The 22381-nt window shown below is 42.0% G+C and carries 20 protein-coding genes; 12 read left to right on the top strand and 8 right to left on the bottom strand.

Translation table 11 applies throughout. The features are described from left to right. Window positions 1-71: 71 nt before the first annotated feature. Window positions 72-1619, bottom strand: coding sequence for a hypothetical protein (locus tag QQK21_RS02285; RefSeq protein ID WP_284190589.1), 1548 nt, complete (start codon window positions 1617-1619; stop codon window positions 72-74). A 700-nt stretch (window positions 1620-2319) separates the two neighbouring features. On the opposite strand from QQK21_RS02285, the gene QQK21_RS02290 reads away from it, so the two are divergent. The 4 genes from QQK21_RS02290 (at window position 2320) to QQK21_RS02305 (ending at window position 4732) form a co-directional block, all read left to right on the top strand. After that, a complete protein-coding gene (locus QQK21_RS02290; RefSeq protein WP_284190590.1) occupies window positions 2320-2985 on the top strand; it encodes a winged helix-turn-helix domain-containing protein in 666 nt (221 codons plus the stop codon). Further along, on the top strand, window positions 2978-3427 hold the full coding sequence (locus tag QQK21_RS02295; RefSeq protein WP_284190591.1) for a hypothetical protein: 450 nt from the start codon (window positions 2978-2980) through the stop codon (window positions 3425-3427). Before QQK21_RS02290 ends, QQK21_RS02295 begins: the two co-directional genes overlap by 8 nt. A 170-nt stretch (window positions 3428-3597) precedes the next feature. Then, window positions 3598-4287, top strand: coding sequence for a winged helix-turn-helix domain-containing protein (locus tag QQK21_RS02300; protein WP_284190592.1), 690 nt, complete (start codon window positions 3598-3600; stop codon window positions 4285-4287). Beyond that, window positions 4280-4732, top strand: coding sequence for a hypothetical protein (locus QQK21_RS02305; RefSeq protein WP_284190593.1), 453 nt, complete (start codon window positions 4280-4282; stop codon window positions 4730-4732). The genes QQK21_RS02300 and QQK21_RS02305 overlap by 8 nt, the downstream gene beginning before the upstream one ends. A 1-nt stretch (window position 4733) precedes the next feature. Here QQK21_RS02305 and QQK21_RS02310 read toward each other — a convergent pair whose 3' ends face one another. The 4 genes from QQK21_RS02310 to radD form a co-directional block, all read right to left on the bottom strand. Next, window positions 4734-6077: an ATP-binding protein gene (locus QQK21_RS02310; RefSeq protein WP_284190594.1), complete on the bottom strand. Its 1344-nt coding sequence runs from the start codon at window positions 6075-6077 to the stop codon at window positions 4734-4736. Then, complete coding sequence (locus QQK21_RS02315) at window positions 6067-6726, bottom strand: response regulator transcription factor (RefSeq protein ID WP_284190595.1); 660 nt, start codon at window positions 6724-6726, stop codon at window positions 6067-6069. The genes QQK21_RS02310 and QQK21_RS02315 overlap by 11 nt, the downstream gene beginning before the upstream one ends. Window positions 6727-6738: 12 nt before the next feature. Beyond that, window positions 6739-7137: a PepSY domain-containing protein gene (locus tag QQK21_RS02320; RefSeq protein WP_284190596.1), complete on the bottom strand. Its 399-nt coding sequence runs from the start codon at window positions 7135-7137 to the stop codon at window positions 6739-6741. 105 nt (window positions 7138-7242) lie between these two features. Then, window positions 7243-8979, bottom strand: a complete 1737-nt coding sequence (gene radD / locus QQK21_RS02325; RefSeq protein ID WP_284190597.1) for a DNA repair helicase RadD — start codon at window positions 8977-8979, stop codon at window positions 7243-7245. A 72-nt stretch (window positions 8980-9051) separates the two neighbouring features. On the opposite strand from radD, the gene rsuA reads away from it, so the two are divergent. The 4 genes from rsuA (at window position 9052) to QQK21_RS02345 (ending at window position 12923) form a co-directional block, all read left to right on the top strand. Further along, a complete protein-coding gene (gene rsuA, locus QQK21_RS02330) occupies window positions 9052-9753 on the top strand; it encodes a 16S rRNA pseudouridine(516) synthase RsuA (protein ID WP_284190598.1) in 702 nt (233 codons plus the stop codon). Window positions 9754-9915: 162 nt separating this feature from the next. Next, window positions 9916-11121, top strand: coding sequence for a Bcr/CflA family multidrug efflux MFS transporter (locus tag QQK21_RS02335; RefSeq protein WP_284190599.1), 1206 nt, complete (start codon window positions 9916-9918; stop codon window positions 11119-11121). Beyond that, window positions 11121-11780: a DUF2913 family protein gene (locus QQK21_RS02340; protein WP_284190600.1), complete on the top strand. Its 660-nt coding sequence runs from the start codon at window positions 11121-11123 to the stop codon at window positions 11778-11780. The genes QQK21_RS02335 and QQK21_RS02340 overlap by 1 nt, the downstream gene beginning before the upstream one ends. 114 nt (window positions 11781-11894) lie before the next feature. Next, window positions 11895-12923: an SGNH/GDSL hydrolase family protein gene (locus QQK21_RS02345; RefSeq protein WP_284190601.1), complete on the top strand. Its 1029-nt coding sequence runs from the start codon at window positions 11895-11897 to the stop codon at window positions 12921-12923. Between the two features lies 1 nt (window position 12924). On the opposite strand, the gene QQK21_RS02350 is transcribed toward QQK21_RS02345, so the two are convergent. Then, window positions 12925-14376, bottom strand: coding sequence for a DUF2867 domain-containing protein (locus QQK21_RS02350; protein WP_284190602.1), 1452 nt, complete (start codon window positions 14374-14376; stop codon window positions 12925-12927). Window positions 14377-14714: 338 nt separating this feature from the next. Here QQK21_RS02350 and QQK21_RS02355 point away from each other — a divergent pair, with 338 nt between their 5' ends. From QQK21_RS02355 to nhaA, 3 genes are all read left to right on the top strand, one after another. Next, on the top strand, window positions 14715-15386 hold the full coding sequence (locus QQK21_RS02355; protein WP_284190603.1) for an ABC transporter ATP-binding protein: 672 nt from the start codon (window positions 14715-14717) through the stop codon (window positions 15384-15386). Beyond that, the gene (locus QQK21_RS02360; RefSeq protein WP_284190604.1) at window positions 15367-17571 is read left to right on the top strand and encodes an ABC transporter permease; all 2205 of its coding nucleotides are present in this window, start codon (window positions 15367-15369) and stop codon (window positions 17569-17571) included. Before QQK21_RS02355 ends, QQK21_RS02360 begins: the two co-directional genes overlap by 20 nt. A 374-nt stretch (window positions 17572-17945) precedes the next feature. Beyond that, on the top strand, window positions 17946-19112 hold the full coding sequence (nhaA, locus tag QQK21_RS02365; protein ID WP_284190605.1) for a Na+/H+ antiporter NhaA: 1167 nt from the start codon (window positions 17946-17948) through the stop codon (window positions 19110-19112). Between the two features lie 54 nt (window positions 19113-19166). Here nhaA and QQK21_RS02370 read toward each other — a convergent pair whose 3' ends face one another. Both QQK21_RS02370 and QQK21_RS02375 read right to left on the bottom strand, forming a co-directional pair. Then, complete coding sequence (locus QQK21_RS02370) at window positions 19167-19784, bottom strand: OmpA family protein (RefSeq protein WP_284190606.1); 618 nt, start codon at window positions 19782-19784, stop codon at window positions 19167-19169. Between the two features lie 2 nt (window positions 19785-19786). Further along, window positions 19787-21100, bottom strand: coding sequence for a TolC family outer membrane protein (locus tag QQK21_RS02375; RefSeq protein ID WP_284190607.1), 1314 nt, complete (start codon window positions 21098-21100; stop codon window positions 19787-19789). Window positions 21101-21405: 305 nt separating this feature from the next. Between QQK21_RS02375 and QQK21_RS02380 the strand changes: the two genes are divergently transcribed. After that, window positions 21406-22381 (top strand): cadherin repeat domain-containing protein (locus tag QQK21_RS02380; protein WP_284190608.1); only part of this gene is annotated, 976 nt, incomplete at its 3' end.

Genomic DNA, 22381 nt, shown 5'->3' on the forward strand with positions numbered 1-22381 from the left:
AGAACAGTGGCCTATAAGATATTCTATGAGAAAGTTAGGACGGTTTGAGTATTTGTCTCAACGAAACAAATTTATTGTAAACCTTCAATTTGAAGTAGTGTTTCCCATGTGACTTTAACAAAGTCGTCGATATACTTGTCTGCACCATTGCCACTGATTTTGTCCTCGAGAGGATGTTGACCAACAACGTCAGAGATAAACATACCTGAGATGACTTTGAGTGGATGAGGACTATCGTTGATGGCTCTGAATATATGTGCAGTTTCGACATCAACCGATCCTACTTGATTTGCTTGTTGTTGTGACAGCCAAGGTTGTGTTTCGATAAGCGGTGAGTTTACAGTGATGTTTGAACAGGCAGTTGTATTTATATGCGAAAAATGATTTGGCATCAGGATTTGGTGAGTACTGAGGTCAATGATTGAATCTTTATAGTAGGAGCGATTTAAATGAAGATAATCTCCCAATTGCGCATCACCTGCAATTCGGCCGCCCGCTCCACACATCACTATCTTGCTAAAACCACAATCAGCAAATGCTTTCACCGCATCATAAGATAACTCACCGTTTGGCATTCTTAAGGCTGCTACCGCGATGGTTTTATTGTTTCTGTTGAGAATGGCAGAATCAAAAATAAAGGGGCCTATTTTGTGATGGTGTGGATTTAATTCTCTGTATCCTTGCCCTTCATTTTCCCCTGACAAGTGGAATATTTGATTGGCAATGGCTTCCATTACCTTCCATCGAGCACCGATGTAGAGAATTTTTTCGTCAGCTTGAATATTATTTAACTGATCTTTTAGCTCCATCAGTGATGTAGACTTTAACTCGTCGATATTACCAATTGATGTGATCTTGGGCCCTACATCGATACCCGCAAAGTGGAACTGAAGTAACTGGTGTTCAAGTCGTGTATAAGAACCAATTCCGGAGACAACCACTTTATTGTCTTTAGTGTGGTGATTGGTCAAAAGGTAGAAGCGAGTTGATGTCGGAGAGGATATTTTGTAACAAGTGTCGAATCCCTTACCTTTATAATGAGTGGCAATGTCTTGGTCGCTGGCATTAAAAAGGAAAAATTCAGCACCCGATTTTCGGATCACATCCATTAAACCTGACGGCAGTCGGTTGGCAAGATAAGCCTCGACATTTACCGTATGCTCGACAGATGTGCTCGGTAGGTTAATGGGTAATTGCTGAAGCACAGGTTTTGCCATACGGCTTTCATCAATGCTTGATACGTTGGCGTTAGGAGTTTCTATCTTTTGCAACGACAATTGTCCGAGGCTAAACACCTTCCCTGAACCGATGCTATTTTTGTCAGTACCAGAGATATACTGTGAAGGGTTTTGTATAGCGGTTAGTGTTCGAACGATATTTGAATTTTGGTTGCTATTGTATGGATTTTTATCAATAAAGCCCGCTCGTATGGCATTCATCCGATCGCCTGCTTGGCGAATTTCTAACTTCAGCAATGTTGGTAATTGGCGTCTTATAATTCGAGAGCAAATTTCATCAGAGAGGTTATGAACACGCTTGACATTAAAGCTTGAGCTCAGTTTTGATAAATTTTGTTGTTCAAATGAGGCAGAACTTGGCTGCTTAGTTGATAACTTCATTATGAGTTGTCATTCTGGGGTAGGAGCCATTCTAGCACTTATTATTATAATGTTATGAGACAAATACCTTAATATCTATTCTTGGTTTGAAACCATAGTTCAGGGTCACATTATAGGAAAGTTTTGCAAGTGATCAGGGCTGATTTAAAAAGTGAATGGAGGAACAATGAATATTGGTATCGATATGAGTTTGCATCTTCTGTCTAAGCAATGTGGTTTGTCGTTTGCTCGAAAAGTCGCACATCAAATGGAGTTTAACTGGCACGAATACGAATAATAGACATTGCACATCCTCAATGTTTTCTTGATATGAAAACTAATCTATAAATGAGCCGTTTTACAAAGACTAAATACTCTACTTAAAGTGCTTTGATTTTATTGCTAAGCATAAAATTTGGTCTTATTTGTCGGTATTTTTGGCCACAAGGAAAATTATAAAAATTCACTATGACTAAATAACGAGCGTTTAATTCGTCTCAAAGTGTGAGTTTTACGCACATTATTTGCATAATTTAATTAGTGTATAAATTCTAATATTGATGCTTTTGCTGCTTATTTATACGAATTCATGCTTTAGTCTGCAACACAGATAACAGATTGTTAATGAAACTGTGAGACAGGACCACAAAGCTTTTGTTTTTCATAGATTTTACGATATCGTATACCCACATAATCTAATACCTTTATTCAGTTTATGTCGATGTTGACAATTAATGAACACCTTATTCTCAATTTACTGGCGGGTTCAGTAGAAGATATTACTACTGGTTACAAGATGATGTTGGGTGGTAATGAAGTCGCTATGCTCAAATTTATGCTTGAGCATCCAAATGAGCCACTCACTAAATCTATTCTTCTTGAACAGGTATGGCATAAAAAAGGCGTGATTGTTGAAGAAAGTAGTCTTCTTCACTGTATTTCAAGTTGCCGGAAAGCTTTACGTGATAAAGATGCTGAAATTATTAGTACTGTTCGAGGGGTTGGGTATCAGTTTAATGGCAGAATTGGAAGTTATAACCCAAAGTCTATTGTTCCAATTGCAAATCATACAGCTCCACAATTCGATGTCAGTGCCAGAGAGAGTGATTCTAGCTGGTTAGTGTTAAATAGGCAGCGTTGTGCATGCTTGGTTATGTTTGTTTTAAGTGCTTTTGCCAGTCATTGGACAGTATCTTCTTGGATTTCGCCTTGGGTTGAAGCTGATTATACCGAAGCCTTCTACAAACAATGCACTTTGTCGACGTTGTCTCCAATCGTCTTAAGCCAAGTTCGAGCTTTTAACACAGAAAATCAAGTCATCTTGATTCAGGAAGACGGAACATCTATCAGCTATCGTTCCGGGGATGTAGAGGTGAGCTGTGAATAAAAAGTTGCTTATTTTCAGTGTAATCACGGGAATATTGGTAGGAGGCATATCTGCTTATGTGAATTCACCTAAGATGAACCGAAGTTATGAGAGCAAAACAGAGATCATCGTCTCCACGCAAAGTGGAAGTGAGAGTATTGGCTTGCTTACCCAGCTTAGTTTTAAGCGCTCAGGGCAATATGAAATGTATTTTCTTACCGATGACTTGGTTGGTTTCAATGTGTCTGGGCGGTATGGATTTAGTTCAAATGGACTATCGCTCATGCCAAGTTTGTCGGAGCGTGTTATTCCAAATGGAAAGAAACTGTCGTTGATCGAAACGATATTTAGCCAGCATGGTATACATTCAATGGAAGAGCTTAAAATTATTCGTCTTGATGATGAAAAAACAATATTAGTTGCACCAAGGTATTCATACCTGTACACCAAGACTTATATTTGACCATCTAGTAAAAAGCAAATTATAGCGAACTTTTTCCTTTATAAATCAATTATTTGATTTTTTTTAATAATGGTTCATGTTGAAACATCATCAAGCTGACAATCTCTTAACTTAGGACAAAAAAATCTTAGGTATAAAACGTAGCAACATTTCTTAACCTAAGAGACCTTATGCTAATCATTAACGGAAACTCGGTTTTCGATTCCGACCAAGGTTATATTCAAAATTTAACTGGTAACGTACGTCATCCAATCGGTGTGAATGAAATTACTTTGCTCAACTTTATGGTGGAGAACGTTGGTAGGACGCTGAGCAAAGACGAACTTATGTATCATGTATGGCAAAAGCGTGGCATTGTCGTTGAGATGAGCAGCTTGATGCATTGTATTTCTTGCTGCCGGCGAGCACTTGAAGACCACTCTGGTGAAGTGATAAAAACAATACGGGGAGAAGGATATCGATTTGTTGGTGATATTGAGAAATATTACCCAAGTGATGATGCTCCTACAAGGACAGGTTGTCTCGTTGACAATGGACTTATTCGTATTGACATGAATAAGCATACCAATACCCCAAAAGGGCGCGTAAACGCTCGGATTAAATGGCTTGCTTTGGGGCTGTTTATTTGCTCTGCATTGGCTAGCTATTCTGTGGTTGAAAACGTGTGTTCACCTATTTCCGATGTCTCATTTGAGCAGACACATTTTAGCACATGTTGGTTTTCACCCGACAGTAGTGGGGTTAAAGTGCGTTATCAAGATGTGAATCTGTATGATTTTGGGGAGTTAACTTTATTGGTTGATCAAAGCGGACGCTCGCTAAGTTTTCGACCCAAAAGTGGGGTGTTGAGCTGTGAGTAAGCAAATCGCTATTGTCATTATTGTTGTGGGTTCTATGCTTGGAGCAATAGCGGCTTATCTTAACAATAACACGATAAATAGGCATCTGAGCAGCCATACGGTTGCTTACATATCATCAGTTGACCCTGACAATAGTTTTGGAATTACCTTGCCTTTGAGACTTGAGCTGATACTAAAGCAAGACAGTACTTATGGTGTTTATGCTTTTCTACCTAAAAGTCAGGTCGGATACACTAGCTCAGGCTGGTACCAACTTGATGGCGATGGGATATTTTTTGCCATGAGAAGACACAATCGGTTAGATATAGAAGCAAAGAGAAATGGAGTAATTGAGCAATTATTTGTCCGTCCCGATACATTTAGCGGTCATATGAGGCTGGTTCAGTTGGGTGAGCATAGTGCGGCGTTAGTGGGGAGTAAAGTCGCTCTACACATGATCGATTAAATCATTGGGCCAGCTTCATCGATAAAATTACTTTGAGTCCACCCAAAGTGCTTTGCTCAAGCGCTAGTTTACCTCTGTAGCTATGTGCCATTTCACAAACAATATTAAGGCCTAAGCCAGTTCCTGGCGTGGTTTCATCCAATCGCACACCACGTTTGACAACAGTATCTAATTCGTGTTTCGGTATTCCAATGCCATCATCTTCAATGATGATCTCGATAGTTTCAGGCTTGTCTTTATGCAGAGCAGAATAGACACGAATGAGGCTACTTGACCATTTGTATGCGTTTTCAATAATGTTGCCCAGCATTTCATCGAGATCGGTTTGTTCCACAGCAACGTTTAAATCGCTATCGAGCTCATTGATAAGACTAATACCGCGATCAGCGTAAACTTTATCAAACGCCATAGAAATTGCATCGACTCTCTCAGATGGGCATGAACTCACGGCCAAGATATTTTTAGCTCCAGCCATTCTAGCCCTACCTAAGTGGTAATCAATTTGATTTTGAATTTGTTCTAATGAAGGACGCAATTGTTCCTGCGTCATGGCGTCTTTTGCCGATACTTCATTTTTCAGTACTGAAAGAGGTGTTTTTAGTGCATGTGATAGGTTTCCTGCATGATGGCGCGCTCGCTCAAGCAGCTCTTGATAGTGGAACACCAGTGCATTTAAGTCTGAAACAACGGGAGCCACCTCTTTTGGGTACTCCTCATCTAACTGAGTTTTTTTTCCTGAGCGAAGTTGAGACAGTTCTTTGTGCATCTTGCTCAGTGGGCTAAGTGACCACTGAATTTGAATAGTGATTAACGCAAGAATGCCAATGTAGAGCAGAGCCAGAATGAGCCATAGCTGTCCCATTAGACTACGTACGGTATCCGCAATAGGTTGCTGGTCAGTTCCTATCACAACTTCAATGGGAGCAGGGTAATCGGGATAATATAAGGTTGATTTAATGTAGATGAGCTTTTCATCTCTAGCACCCAGTAACACATGTTCATCCTTAGCAATTAAGGTTTTGTCCCAGAGTGAGCGTGAACGAAGTAAAGCTTTATCAGTTTTGGCTGACCAATAAAAGCCACTGTATGGGCGAGTAAACCTAGGGTCAGATAGGGGCGAGGTCAACTTAAGGTTGCCTTTGTCATCGGCTTCTAGTGCTGCCGCGATTTCGTCCATATAAATGGCGAGTTGCTGTTTGGTGTCTTCTTGCATGTAGAGATATACCTGCGAAGGCATCATAAGCCCAGCAGCGATAATCATAACGGTTAACCAAACAACAGCAGCAAGAACTAAACGGCTTTTTAGACTCAGCCGTTTTATTAGCCGTATCTTTTTAATCGGCATGGAGCTGATATCCTAATCCCCTCACCGTTTTAATAATTTTAGGGGAGATTTTCTTCCTAATACGCCCAATAAATACTTCAATAGTGTTGGAGTCACGGTCGAAGTCTTGTTTATAAATGTGTTCGACCAATTCACTGCGTGATATCACTTTGTCAGGATTATGCATAAAGTAGGCAACGACCTTATATTCCAAAGCGGTAAGATCGACGGCTTGTCCAAGCCACATCACTTTGGAAGTACGTGTATCTAGGCTAAGAGAACCCATTTGCATGACAGGAGAAGCGTTACCAGAAGCACGACGAAGTTGGGCGCGAATTCTGGCGATAAGCTCAACCATTTCAAAGGGCTTAGTTTGGTAATCATCCGCGCCTGCGTTGAGCCCTTCCACTCGTTGAGTTAAACCGTCTCTTGCGCTAAGAATGATAACTGGAGTATTGATGTTTTCGTCGCGGATGCTTTTTAAAACGGTCAATCCATCGAGTTTTGGCAAGCCGAGATCGAGAACAATCGCGTCCCATTCTTCAGATGTTGCCCGATAGAGTGCGTCAATACCATCGGTCGAGAGTTCGGGAACCCAGCCATTCTTCTCAAATGACTCGATTATTTGCTCACCTAGGCGAGGTTCATCTTCCACTACAAGTATTTTCATGTGTGATATCGTTTAGTTTTTAAGGGCTTGTTTAAAATTTCGACCTTCAATCAGAATCATTTCTAAAGTCTGAGCGTTGTATTCTACTTTAATGATGTTATTGTTGTAATTGAGTTTAAGTTCATACACCCACTCATCATCATCTTCTTCGAGTTCAACTTTGATGATTCGGCCGCGTAAGTCTTTTTCAACCGTCGTGTAAAGCTCGGAAAATGGTCTGATATACCCTTTGTGTACGGCATCATAGACTTCGTCTTGATCGTCTTCGAACTCGACTTCTGCCCCTTGATGATGAATATCTTGTACTAATGCATGACCGTTCTTATCCGAGTCTGGCTTGGCATATACAGGGATACTAGTCAATACACAAAAAGCGGTAATAAGTAGACCAATTAACTGCTTATGAAACATCGCGTTATCTTGATTGAAAGTTCTATGACTGAGTATAACGAATCTTTTCTGAATACAAAGTGAATATTGTTTTATAATCTGCTGACAGGTAGGTTGGCGTAAAACTTATAGTAATTCGTCGGCAAATATTTTGTCACGAATTTTCCAAAATCGTCCCGACTTTTTGGCAATTACAAATTGTGGGGGGCGAAAGCGGTGTTGGTGATTGACGATTCGACTTGGAGACAGCTCTGAAAAAGGTCGATGTTTATCGGCAAGATGAGCTCTAACAAACCTATTTTTAAAGTCTTGTTTTTGTTTTGGCGTAGTCAACGACCAAAACTCATGGACTAGCGCTCTACCATCACCATAATAAGATATTTTGAGGCTATTTTTCCCTTTATCGTTTTTGTGAAGTGTTAGTTCCATTGAATGACATTCAAATACGAGGGCGTCTTTGAGCTTTAATGCTTCTTTAAGTTTTTTGTCAGGATCAACTAATGTGGCATCGCATTCATGACAAATTCGCGCTGCTATATCGTTGTCCGCGCCACATTCGTTGCAATACTTCGCTCTAAAACGGTAGTCACAATGCTCTCGCTTTTGGGTGGTCTTATCTTCAAAAAAACCTTGGCATTTTCGACCATAGTGTTCAAGCAAAAAACCATTGGTATCCAGCTTTCCCCAAAAGTTATTGTTAAAGCCGCATGCAGGACAGGGAATAGTGATAATTTCACTGTCAGGAGAGGGTTTGGCATCGCCAACCTCAGGTTGATATAAATCATAGCTGTTGCCAGCATAGTCGATCACTAGGCACTCTGTTTTACCCGAAGACAACCTGAGTCCTCTGCCAACGATTTGCTGATATAAACTTATCGATTCAGTGGGGCGTAAGATAGCAATGAGATCAACATGTGGGGCATCAAAACCGGTCGTCAAAACAGAGACGTTAACCAAAAATTTGATTTGTTTCTTTTTAAACTTTTCTATGATGGAACCCCGTTCATATGTTGACGTATCACCTATTACCAAAGCGGATTGTTCAATGGGGAGTAAAGATAGAACCTCTTGAGCGTGGCGCACAGTAGAAGCAAAGATCATTACGCCTTGTCTATTGTGAGCAAGCTGAATAATTTGCTGAACGATCTGTGGTGTTGCTCGCTGAGCTTGGTTAATAACCATATCCAACTCGGTTTCCTTATATCTTCCTGTGCTGGACGGTTTTAATTGAGAAAAATCATAACTGAGAATGGGGGCGTCCACTACTCGAGCGGGCGTGAGGAAATGTTCATCGAGTAGATAGCGGATGGGCAATTCGAAAATGCAGTCTCGAAAGAACCTAGGCTCTTGTGTTCTCACGAGTCCGCGAGTGTGGTATTGGTAAATCCACCCCATGCCTAAACGGTATGGGGTTGCCGTAAGACCCAATACCTTAACACCTGGGTTCAGCTCTCTTAGATGGCTGATGACCTTTTGATAACTGGTGTTTTTGTTGTCTGCTACCCGGTGACATTCATCAATCACCAAAAGAGAGAACTGATTTTTGAAGTCTTCAAGGTTACGGACGACGGATTGAACAGACGCAAATACGACTTGTTGATGGGTTTCTTTTCTTCCCAACCCTGCAGAGTAAATAGCACCTTGGAGTTGGTAGCCTTCGTATTTTGCATGGTTTTGCTCAACCAACTCTTTAACATGTGCTAAAACAAGTACTTTCCCTTTCGCTAATCGAGCAAGTTCGGCAATAATTAGGCTTTTTCCTGCACCCGTTGGTAGAACTAGGACGGCGGGACTGGAGTGTTTACGAAAATAGTGGATGACGGCTTTTACCGAATCTGCTTGATAAGGTCTTAATGTGTACATAAATTGTGTGAAATCACTCAACTATTTAGGCTAGGCACCCTATAATACATCACTGATGTAGATGAGGTAATCATGCGTTTAGATAAATACCTATGTGATGCGCTAGGAGCAACACGTAAAGAAGCGACAAAAATAATTAAAAGTGGTGATGTTACGGTCAATGATATTGTGCAAAAAAGTGGTGCCGTAAAAGTTACCGATACTTGTCTTGTTGAGTGGCAAGGAAGAGAAATTCAAAAACCAGGCCCACGCTATATTATGTTGTTTAAACCTGACGGTTTTGTGTGCTCTCATGAAGACGGGTTTAACCAGACTGCGTTTATGTTGTTAGATGAGGTTAAGATAGAAGATCTCCATTTTGCAGGTCGTTTAGATGTTGATACTACCGGCCTAGTGCTTATTACTGATGATGGTAAATGGTCTCATCGTATTACGTCGCCAAAGCACAAGTGCGAAAAAACTTATCGTGTTTGGCTAGCCGATCCTATAGGTTCAGACTATGTTGAGAAGTTTGCCCAAGGAATAGAATTACGTAATGAAAAATCAGCAACCTTACCCGCTAGACTTGAAGTGGTTGATCAAGATAAAAATGAGCTATTGCTGACCATTACTGAAGGAAAGTATCACCAAGTTAAACGAATGTTTGCTGCTCTAGGCAACAAGGTAGAAAAGTTGCACAGAGAGCGCATCGGTCAAATTGAGTTAGACGGTGAATTAGCACTAGGTGAATATCGTTTCCTAACTCAAAAAGAAATTGATTCGGTTTGGAATTAATAATCCATAATTGGAAACAGTTTAGTTCCAAATTGGAAGTAGTCTTTTGTATATTGTTGACCCAATATGATGCAACTAGATAGTAGCATTTTGTGGGTAACTGCTTTCTATTTTGAATGAATTTCAAGTGGTTTGCCGCTCCCAATCATCTTATGGAGATTTATGCCTAATCACGTTCTGACTTCAAAATCTTGCCAAAATACGACATTCTGGCTGTTTTGTGTTTTGGGAGCAGTGGGTACCTTAACGCCATTCGCCATTGATATGTACTTGCCAGCAATGCCTGCCCTTGCTCGTGATCTTGGGGTGTCTGAAGGTGCAGTACAATTCACTTTGACAATATATACAGCGGGTTTTGCTGTAGGTCAGCTTCTTCATGGCCCTTTGGCTGATAGTTATGGGCGTAGGCCGGTTCTCATTGTAGGAGTGATATTGTTTGCTCTTGCTTCGGTTATAAGTGCTACAACACAAGGTATTGATGCCCTTATATGGATACGCGGACTCCAAGGCTTTTCAGGGGCCGCCGCTGCTGTAGTGATTCAAGCTATCGTTCGAGATATGTTTGACCGAGAGGACTTTGCTCATGCAATGTCTTTTGTTACTTTGGTTATTACTATAGCGCCATTGATAGCCCCTATGCTGGGTGGGCATATTGCAATCTGGTTCGGTTGGCGTGGTATATTTTGGGTATTGGCCTTGTTTTCTGCGCTGGTTATAGCCCTTGTGTTGTGGAAAATCCCAGAAACATTGAGTCAGGAAAACAGACAACCTCTCCGATTAAGATCGACCTTGATCAATTATCTTGGCGTCTGTCGTAATCCCACAGCGATCGGTTTAATCTTTACAGGTGCTTTCTCTTTTGCTGGGATGTTCTCTTTTCTGACCGCAGGCTCTTTTGTTTATATTGACATATACCATGTTGAGCCTAACGAATTTGGCTATTTATTTGCCTTTAATATCGTAGCCATGATCTTGATGACTATGGTAAATGGTCGCTTTGTTAAGCGGGTAGGGTCACATGCAATGCTTAAGTTTGCATTGTCAATTCAACTCCTTGCCGGAATTGGTTTATTTTCTGGGTGGGCACTTGACCTTGGCCTATGGGGCACTGTACCTTTCGTGGTCCTATTTATAGGCACGACGGCAACTATCGGTAGTAATACCATGGGTTTATTACTCAGTGGCTATTCCACAATGGCAGGCACAGCTTCCTCTCTTGCAGGCACTCTTCGTTTTGGGACTGGTTCTCTAATGGGAGGGGTTATTGCCATTATGCCTGACGGTGTCGTTTGGCCAATGATTACTGTTATGACGACGTGCTCGGTGTTGTCCGCGGCGTTTTACTGGATACTTGGAAGAAGGGCGTAATGTCTCAGTATACAATTGAAATTCAAAACTTAGTGAATTGTGCATTGAAGGAACTTGCAAATGAGCATAGTTCCGGGAAAGTGGTGAATGCGCCTGTTCCAAATAATCATTATTTAGTTCGATGGGTGACTCGTTCACTAAAGTCGCAACGTTTTCACCGTTGTGTTTTGGGAGACCTAACCCGATGGCAGAAAGAAGGTCGTTCGAAAGGCAATAACGCAGCGTTGATGAATACATTTCAGCGTATTGCAAAATTTTATGCGGATTTTTTTCCGACTAACGCGGCTGAATGCCCGATAAAAGATCGTCAAATTAATGATTTTTTGGATTTTATGGAAGAGCAGGGTTGGGAGATATCAACATCAGAGCCACTTGTAAATTGCGGTAAAGTCCAGATTTTCACTGAAGGCCCCAACTCGGTTGCACTATGTTCAAATCAATGCGATGACTGCTTTGATGGAGAAGATTTAGTTAAACCTATGAGTTGGTTTGTGCGTGGTAATCATGCTTTATTTATAGAAAAGGCAGCAAGTGCTGGTTTTATGCTGCACAAAATCACGGATTATAAGTCCAATGTCAAATATCATGGTGAGTACTTGGTTTATCCTGCAAATCAAGGTGAGCAGTTGGCTGAAATACCCATAGGGTATCCGATCTAGGTTTAATCTTAATTAAGTGAACTCTTACGATTCAGAAGTTTAGAATCTTAGTGAGGATGCCCAAGTTGTAGGTTAAAGGGCCATCCCACAAGTACATTAGTATAGAGTTACCACATGAGATTATTACCCTTGTTCGCATTACTATGCCCAATGTATCTGTTGGCGAGTGATTTTAAAAACATTTCTAGCTTTGGCGATAGCCTATCAGACAGTGGCAATAAGTTTGCGGTTTCTCAAGCATTCAACAAAGCAACCAAAGGGGCTGTTCTGGCAGCCGCTACTCAACCCAATTGGCAAGGAAGGGCGAGCAATGGTCGAGTATGGACAGAATATCTTGCCCAAATGCTAGAATTACCGCCTGTTTCTCCAGCAAGAGTTGAGATCAATACCGATGTCCATGTAGAGAAAAGAGGCGAAAAAAGTTCATACTTTATCCACATGGAGCGACAGATTGGGAACAATTGGTCGGTCGGAGGGGCGATGGCCTTATCTGGTAACTTCAATAATCTTGGTACAAGTAAAGATGTCCTTTCTTTTAGTGGTGGCAAGGTACTCCCCAACGTAAGTTCTCAGATATCAAATCGCATTACTGAAAAAGGAGTGTTTGATAAAGATACCATTGTTACCTATATGGCCGGCACCAATAATATGTGGTATAGCTTATATGGTGAATTAGGGCAAACAGGGTTTCAGGCGGCAGAGTTGGTTGCAAGTGATATAAAACAACTTATTCATTACCAAGCTGATACTATAGTCCTTTCCAATATCCCAGATTTTTCAATGGCTCCTTGGTTAAAGGAAAAGTCGACCGAAACCAAGATGTTTATACGAAACTTTAACGAGACATTAAAACATCGTGTTGAGAGAATTAAGCAGACTAATCCAACCGTTAACATTATTTATATCGACGCGTATTCATTTTACAAAAATATTAAAGATCAGGTACTGGCATCTGGTGTCTATGAAGACGAAGCTCTGAACATTAGAATGACGAATGTCACTGATGCGTCATTATTGGTGGAGACCGGTGAGATAATACGGAATCCAGATCAATCCATGTTTTGGGATGGCATCCATCCAACGACCAATATGCATAAGCTTTATGCTAAGTATGTCGCTGATGCCATTAAAAATAATATTTGAATTATTGTATTGGTGGACCTTGTGAATATTTTTGAGCTTTGCTGACAATCGCTTTTACCATGCCTTTGAATATAAATATATGGGCGGGCATCATAGAGAACCAGTATAAAAGGCCTCTAAACCCTTGAGGGTGCCACCATGCGGTGACTTTTAACTGGCGTGTATAGCCTAGATCTGTTACTGAAAACTCTAAGCGCCCCAATCCAGGGGCTTTCATGCCAAACAATAAAGAGAGAAATCGATTCTCCTCACATCGTATGACCTTCCAAGAATCAATGTAGTCACCGACTTTAAGTTCGGGGCCAGATGGAGAGCGTCTTATCGGCCGGCCGCCGCCGAATAGAATGTCAATCCATTCTCTCGTTCGCCAAAGTAGATTGGCATAAAAATAGCCTTCCCGACGACTGCCAATTTTTTGGATGGTTTGCCAAAGAGCTTCGAGGCTAACCTGCGTTTCTATGCTGGCACCTGTTTGCTTTGCATAGTATCCATAGCCTGGTTGCCAGCGTTTAAACGCTGTTGGGTCAAATCCCCAAACTTCACTGTCGACAAAATCACTTTCTGCCGCAATAGCTCGGCGAACCATTTCCTCGTAACCAAGCAGTTCCTGTGGGTATTGGATATGAATGCCTTTCCAATCGGCAACAAAGTCATGCTTCAAACCTGAAAGCAATGCTGCGCCTATCGATGTTGGAACAGAGGTCACTATGCCAAGCCAATATGAGGCAAATTTGGGAGTCAGTAAATGGGTAGAAAAAATTCGAATAGGTTTATTGATAACCTTGCTTATTGTTAGAAATTGGTCTTTGTAGGTGAGAATATCAGGTCCACCGACTTCAAATAGGCTGTTAGTCGTTGGACTTTCCTTCGCTAGTTCGATCAGATAATGATTTAGGTTTTCAAGCGCGATAGGGTTGGCTCTAGAATCAAGCCATTTAGGCGTTAACATCAACGGCATGTTAAAGACAAAATCACGCATAATTTCAAATGCAGCAGAACCGGGCCCAATAATGACACCAGCTCTGAGTTCGGTTACAGGGCATCCTGCTTGGCGGATGATGTCCCCTGTCATTAAACGAGCTTTGAGATGTTCAGAATTGCCAGTTTGAGGCTGAAGGGCACTGAGATAGATGACATGCTTGACACGACTTACGCTCAGTCCCGCCTGAACATTGCGAGCAAGAGAGAGCTCATAGTTGAGAAAGTCATGGCCATGTGCCATACCATGGACAAGAAAATAGATAATGTCGAACTGCGGAACAAGGCTTATAGTGGCTTGTTTATCAGAGAGATCGAGAAAGATTAAATCAAGATTTTTGTGCTTCTCAACTCGAGCCCTAAGATAATCAATTTGTCTTGCTGCTGCCGTGACATGGTAACCTCTAGCACATAACTCACTTAGCAATTGGGAACCGACGTAACCTGAAGCTCCCAATACCAGTACTTTTTCCATTGTATACCCCATAAAGGAAGGTCTTAGTGTTGGATTTTATTAAACGTTAACCAGTGACGGTCGGAAATACTTGATAAAAGACACTCAAGTAGAATCTATATTTATTCTCTTCCATGACAGTAGCATACTCATTTAAGCTCATCAGTATGTGGAATGTACTTAAGCATTATATTGATTAAATTATTATATTTTTGGTGAAGTTAGGGGTTACTCCAAAGTAATATTGATAGGTTAATGAAAATTAGAGTATATCTTGTGAACCAGAATCCAAAATACTTTCTCAACACGATATTTTAGTGTAGATTCACAGTCCAATTTTGAAAATTGTGAGATTGTCGATGTTGCAACTGACAGACCTTTGTAAAGGTTACGTGGATGGTGGAGAGTTTCACCCCGTCCTACAAGGTGCTGAGTTGTCATTAAAGCAAGGTGAGCAAGTTGCTTTGATGGGAGAGAGTGGTTCTGGGAAGAGCACATTGCTTAACTTGATAGCTGGTCTAGATACTGTCGATTCAGGTGAGATTTTATTTCCCAACTTTTCAATGCATCAAATTGGCGAGAACCAACGAACGGCATACAGAAGAAACAATATTGGTCTCATCTTTCAACAGTTCAACTTAATTCCTACCTTAAATATTGCTGATAATATCCGTTTTTGCCGGCAATTGAAGGGGTTATCCGATGATGTGGCATTGTGGCGACAAATCCTTTCTTCATTGGACCTTATGCCACTTTTAGGGAGATACCCAGAGGAATCCTCCGGCGGTCAACAGCAGCGCGCTGCCATTGCACGTGCCCTGTATATGGAGCCTAAGCTATTGCTAGCAGATGAACCTACTGGAAGCTTGGATGAGCGAAATTCAGAAGCGGTGATGCGTTTGCTGACGAGCCTGACTCGACAATTGGACTGTACATTACTGCTTGTCACTCATAGTGAGCGGGTGGCTTCTCATATGGAGGGGAGGCTGCGTCTCCAAGGAGGGCTGCTTCATGTTGTGGCCGGTAGTTAAAGCACTGCTGGGCCATTACAGACGCTACCCTTTTCAAATCCTTCTTGTCTGGCTCGGTCTTACCCTAGGTGTGTCTCTTCTTGTTGGTGTCACTTCGATTAATGATCATGCAAAGAAAAGCTATCAAGATGGCGAGAAACTGTTCTCTAGTCCTCTCCCATATCGAATCCGTCCAAAGCATATCACTAGTAAAATACCACAGGGTTTTTATGTTCAGCTTCGTCGTGATGGGTTCAATCAATGTGCCCCTTTTGAACGGCTAAAGTTGAATCTTAGTGATAGTTCAGATTTGATATTGATTGGCCAAGGCTCGGGTATTTCTCTAATAGCCTGCGGAGAAATGCCGGAAGAGAAGTTTACCCGCCTGAAAAATCATTTACCTAATGGACTGAGTATAGCGAGAAATTCTCGTGCTGAGTTGGAGTCGTTGACGCAAGCATTTCACATGAATTTGAGCGCTATGGGAATGCTAGCATTTCTTGTTGGCTTGTTTATTTTTTATCAGGCGATGTCTCTATCTCTCACCCAAAGACAGCCTCTTGTTGGAGTTATGCGGCAGACAGGAGTGTCTGGGGGACAATTGGCATTGGCACTCTGCATAGAGTTGTTAATCTTGATTTTGGTCAGCTGGTTATGTGGTAATTTTTTTGGGTTACTACTGGCAAATCAGCTAATACCAGCAGTATCAGAAAGTTTGCGTGACTTGTATGATGCAAATGTTGGGCTTATGGTCTCATGGAACTGGCCATCGGCTTTTTATAGCTTACTTATGGCAATATTAGGGGCTTTTCTCACATGCGCATGGCCGATAGTTCGTTTACTTCGATCCCAACCAATTCGTCTTACTGCTAGGTTATCACTAGTGCGATTTGCTGGTACCGAGTTCACGCTACAAGCCGCTTTAGCATGTGTATTGTGTGTTATTGCCATTGCTATTTACCAAGCTCCTCAGACCCAAGGTTCGGGACTCATAATTATTGCACTCATGTTGGTGAGTGTGGCTTTGTTTACCCCATATTTGATATGGAAACTTTTTGATAGCCTATCGTATGTACTTAAGTGGCCAAAAGTGCGCTGGTTTTTCGCTGACGCAGCAGCAAGTATGAGTTATCGAGGTGTCGCTACAATGGCATTTATGCTTGCAATGGCTGCCAATATGGGCGTTGAAACTATGGTTGGGAGTTTTCGTGAGACGACGGATAAATGGTTGAGCCAGCGTTTGGCCGCTGACCTTTACATCTATCCAAATAGTAGTTCTGCGACTCGAATGAGCGGTTGGTTATCGGAGCAACCTGAAGTTGAATCGGTTTGGTGGCGATGGGAACAACAAATTGAGTCAAAAGATGATACTGTCCAAGTTGTGAGCACTGGTTATTCAGATGGAGAGTGGGATTCACTGACGGTAAAAATAGGTATTCCCAACTATTGGTACCATTTGCATCATTCCAAAGGTGTAATGATAAGTGAATCAATGGCGATTAAGCGTGGCATTCGTCCAGGCGATTACATAGACTTATCCGGCCAACTCGGGAAAAGGTGGCTGGTAGTTGGTGTTTATTACGATTATGGTAATCCCTACAATCAGGTGATGCTATCTCATCCTAATTGGTTAAAGGCGTTTAAAGATAGCGGTTCTGTGACTTTGGGCGTTATGCTTAAAGAAGGAATTGCGTCTACGGGACTGAAAAAACGTTTGGGCTCTATTTTTCGCGTTGGAGCAGAGCGAATTTATGACAATAGCCATATTCACACTAAAGCGATGAAAGTGTTTGATAGAACTTTTTCTATTGCAGATACACTTGGCAATATCACTTTAGTCATTGCTGTTTGTGGTATTTTTTTCGCTAGCCTCGCAGGAGAGGTTTCTCGTCAGCGACATGTTGCATTGCTGAGGTGTTTGGGAATAACGGGAAAAGAGTTGGTATTCATGGGAAGCATACAGCTATTTGTGTTCGGAGCTATTTCAGTGTTGATCGCCTTCCCATTAGGCCTGGTGTTAGCCAATTTAATCGTCGATATTGTCATGAAGCCGTCACTTGGTTGGACACTTAATCTTCAATTTATGTCAGGAGAGTATTTTCAAACTAGTATCATGGCGATGTCTTCACTTATGTTGGCAGGTGCTCTGCCTATAATGAGAATGGTCAGACGAACACCAATGAAGTTTGTGCGGAATTCTCTGTGATGTCTAATGGGAAACGAAAACCCATAATATGAAACCTAAATGTTGAGAAGTTCAACGTAACTCTGACTACAAAAGCAATCAATAATGAGGTTTAGCTGCCTTTCGTTAAGCTTTTGGTTTTATGTTGTCGGTGGGATATTGAATCACGGTGATCATCTTGTGTGTCAAGATCTCATCATCGTTGATTCTATAGGCGATTTTCGAGATTTATCTATAATTAAGACAAGAATATACGTGGTGTCATTGTTGTTTTCCTCGAAAATTCCGAAGTGTTCTATCCGAACAAGCGATTTTTCCTTAAGGAAATCTATGCGTAAACTCAGATCTATTGGCTATTCAATGTTTATCAACATAATAATTAAAGGGACAATATCATGAATGATATTATTCGCCACTTTTTCAAAATGGAGTCAGCGGGAGGAATTCTACTCGTTATTGCGGCTGCAATTGCAATGGTTATTGCCAATTCATCATTCTATGACCTGTACCAAACGGTATTGCACTCTTATGTATTGGGCATGTCTGTTTCACATTGGGTTAATGATGGACTCATGGCGATATTCTTCTTCCTCATCGGTTTAGAAGTAAAACGAGAGTTGTTAGAAGGTGCTCTCAAATCCCGAGAAACGGCTATCTTCCCTGCAATTGCCGCTGTTGGTGGTATGCTGGCTCCTGCACTTGTTTATGTTGCATTTAACTACAGTGATGAAGGGGCTATTCGAGGCTGGGCGATTCCTGCCGCAACAGACATTGCTTTCGCACTAGGTATCATGGCTCTGCTTGGTAATCGTGTGCCAGTAAGTTTAAAAGTGTTTTTGTTAGCACTGGCTATTATTGATGACTTAGGTGTGGTGGTTATCATTGCTTTTTTCTATACAGGGGAGCTGTCGACCATTGCGTTAGGAGTGGGTTTTGCAATGACGGCTGTACTATTTGTCCTAAATACACGGAAAGTGACTAAGCTTACGCCATACATGATAGTGGGCGCGATACTGTGGTTTGCAGTGCTGAAATCTGGTGTGCATGCGACTTTGGCTGGAGTAGTGATTGGTTTTGCGATCCCTCTACATGGAAAGAAAGACGAACCATCTCCGTTGAAGAGGATGGAGCATGGGCTGCACCCATATGTTGCTTTCGGTATTTTGCCTATTTTTGCTTTTGCAAATGCGGGTATTTCACTTGCTGGCGTTTCTATGGATGGCTTAACTTCCATGCTTCCGTTAGGAATTGCACTTGGGCTACTCATTGGTAAACCCCTTGGTATATACAGCTTTAGTTGGATTGCTGTTAAAGCAGGGATTGCAAAATTGCCAGAAGGGATTAATTTTGTACATATTTTTGCGGTGTCTGTGTTGTGTGGCATTGGTTTCACTATGTCAATATTTATTTCCTCTCTCGCTTTTGGGGAAGCGAATCCAGAGTATGACACCTATGCAAGGCTAGGTATTTTAATGGGCTCAACGACGGCCGCTATCATTGGTTACATTCTTTTGAGCGTGTCATTACCCAAGAAGGCAGAGCTAGCAGATCGACGAGCATAGCCAATAAACAAAGAACGCTCCCGAATGAGGGAGCGTTCTTTTTAGACAGGGAGACTATTTTTCTATAACACTAAATATGTTCCACTCTTCAACAACTCTTTCATTGAGTCCAACAACGGTTGCAGTAACTCTTCGATTTGTGGCATGAGCGACTTCGTCGTCACCTTCGTCCTCTAAACGACTTTCTCCAAAGCCTATTATAGACACACGCTCTGGTGCTATTCCAAAATACAACAATTCGTCCTGTACGGCGTTCGCTCTCTGCTCGGATAGTCTGAAGTTATAACTCTCAGGGCCTACTTTACTCGTGTGTCCTTGAATCTGAATGGATGCAGATTTGTATTTCTCCAAGAAATCGGCCATGGTTTGAATTTGATCTGAGAAAGCTGGATTAATTTCATAAGAATCATGAGCAAACAGAACTCTTAGAGCTAATTCTTCCTGCTCCTGAATCAAATTGGCGCATCCGTCGTTAGAAATTTCCGCTCCTTTAGGTGTATCAGGGCATAAATCTCTCGCATTAATAACTCCATCACGGTCATCATCAAGTAAATCGGCAACTTGGGTCGCTACAGGTGTTTCTATATAGTCGTACTCATCCTCGCTGGCCCATAGTGTGGCAGAAATTGCAAAGCTAATGGCGGTGATTGTACCTAAGATTCCATTCGTCATTATCAATACTCCACTTGCTGTGCCCACTCGGAGGGAACGTCCACTAATAAAGCATCCAACAAATTACCGGTCGCATTCATTACTCGATATTTGGCGTATTGCTCTGCGTAATGAGCATCTAAATAATCTTTTCTTGCTTCAAATAATTCATTTTCTGTATTGAGCAGGTCAAGTAAGGTGCGTTGACCGATTTGATATTGCTTTTTATATGCAATGACGGTTTCCGATGCTGAGTCGACATGATCCGCAAGAAAGTTCTTTTGTTGAAGAGTAAGATCAAGCGCACTCCATGAAAGCCTCAAACTCTCTTCCACTTGACGATACGCATCATTGCGTAAGTCTTTTGCTTTGTTAAGCTGGTAGGCAGATTGTTCAGCAATATCTTTATCGGAGCCACCGTTGTAAAGATTGTAACTTAGTCTGAGCATTGCCAGTGACTCATCACTACTCCCTATATTGCCACCTGCATCTTCTCTCCATGTTTGACTGGCTTCAACTGAAATTGTTGGATAGTAGGAGCCTTTAGATTGTTTGTATTGATAGCGAGCAGATTCAACATCAGCTTGAGATATCCTAATAACAGGGTGCTTATCAAATGCTGTTTGTAGAGCATCCTCAAGTGATAACGGCAATCTAGACTCATCGGCTCGAGGATAAATCAACCCCAAAGGACGTTGTCCAACCAGACGTCGGAACTGAGTATGGGTATCTACTAAGTTATTTTGCGCGGCAAGCAAATTACCATGAGCTTTAGCAATACGAGCTTCTACTTGGGTGACATCTGCTGTCGAACCAATACCAGAATCTGCCCGTTTTTTGATATCTCGGTATATTTCTTTATGCACGGCTAAGTTGCTCTCTGAAAGTGCCAGAACTTCGTTCGATTTAACGGCATCCAGATAAACTTGTGTTACCTGTAGGGCGAGGTCAGAGGCATCTGCCCATAGTTGCAACCTTGATGATTCGGCTTGCGCAGCGGTTCTATCCATATCGTTTAACGTTGCGTTCCCATCCCAAAGTAACTGTGTTAGTACGATAGAAGCTTCTTTCCTAGTTAGATCACTATCGGAACGTCCCGTGGATGCCGCTGGACTGATATTTTCTCGGCCAATTCCAGCGTCTAAGTCAATATTGGGTAAGTAAGCTCCTTTGGACGCATCTGCTATCTTCAGCTCGCTTTTATACTGATTAAACACACTCTTTAACTCAGGGCTTGTTGCAAGAGTGATAGATACCGCTTGTTCAAGCGTTTGGCCATTAATAGTTAAACTGACTAAAGCAACGCTGCTGGCTAGAATCGTTCTCGTTAGGCTCAAGGTGCCTCCTTTTCTCTACTTCCTTAACTCAAACCGAGGAAAACTTCGTGACCAATAAAATGGAATCACACCGATTATGAGTACACTGCATCGAAATTCTAGTACAACTAATTGAATATTTGAGTTCTTTTTATCAAAAATGAAGGTTGCGTTAACGAAAAACTTTCGTATGGACTTTTTTGTCCATATGTTGGCGAAGAGATGTGGATACAACTACAGTTTATACTATGTACAAGTGCGCGTATTGAAAAGTTCTGTACCTTAAAGCTGGCGATACTTTTGTGCTTTTAGTTGGGGAAACGAGTATGAGCTCGAAAACGTTAATGCCGTTTTTAATGGCGAATTCGACGGTAGTTATTGATGTCAATGGACAGCTTAGGGAGCTCCTTCCGGGTGAAGTCCCAAGGCCAGGTGAAGTGACAGTTGATATTGGCGCTGGAGCACCTTCTGCCACCGATCTTGAAGCTCAGTTAGTAACCGATGACGGTGAAGTGTCAGACATTAATCTCGACAGTGAGATTGCGTCGATCTTTGACCAGTTAGAACAAGGTGTCGACCCCACTCAAAACGAAGACTTTGCTACCGCGGCTGGTGGACAAAATGGTTCAAGTCCGACAGGCACAGGAGATATAGCAAGGACTGGAGCGGAAAGTATCGCTCAGACAAGTTTTAATACCTCAGGCCTTGAGGCTCAGGGGTTATCCCAGACTCAAAGTCTCACGTTGTTAAATATAGTGACAGAAACAGTGACTGGTACGGATTTAGGTACTGCAGCCGTTGGAGATGAAATACCAGTACTAGACAACGCGCCCACCTTCACCCCCAATGACGGTGAGGCGTACAGCTTTAGCTACAACGAAAATGCGACCGATGACTATGTGATTGGGACGGTATCGGCCAGTGACGCAGACGGTGAAAGTGTCAGCTACAGCATCAAAACCAATATCCTAAACAGTTTTGATCAGCCTTTATTTGAGATTGATGCGACAACAGGGGCCATCAGTTTAACCCCGGCGGGCGTGGCGGCGTTTACCAACGATTATGAGCTGGCGAGCAACGCGCACAGCCTTGTGGTCACGGCGACCGAAGCGGCAGGGCTTGGCGATGTGCAAAGCACCGATGTGACGGTCAATCTGAGTGAGATTAACCTTGATGATAACGCGCCCACCTTCACCCCCAACGATGGGGACGCGTACAGCTTTAGCTACAACGAAAATGCGACCGATGACTATGTGATTGGGACGGTATCGGCCAGTGACGCGGACGGCGAAAGTGTCAGCT

The organism is Vibrio zhanjiangensis (assembly GCF_030161235.1).
GTDB classification, from domain to species: Bacteria; Pseudomonadota; Gammaproteobacteria; order Enterobacterales; family Vibrionaceae; genus Vibrio; species Vibrio zhanjiangensis.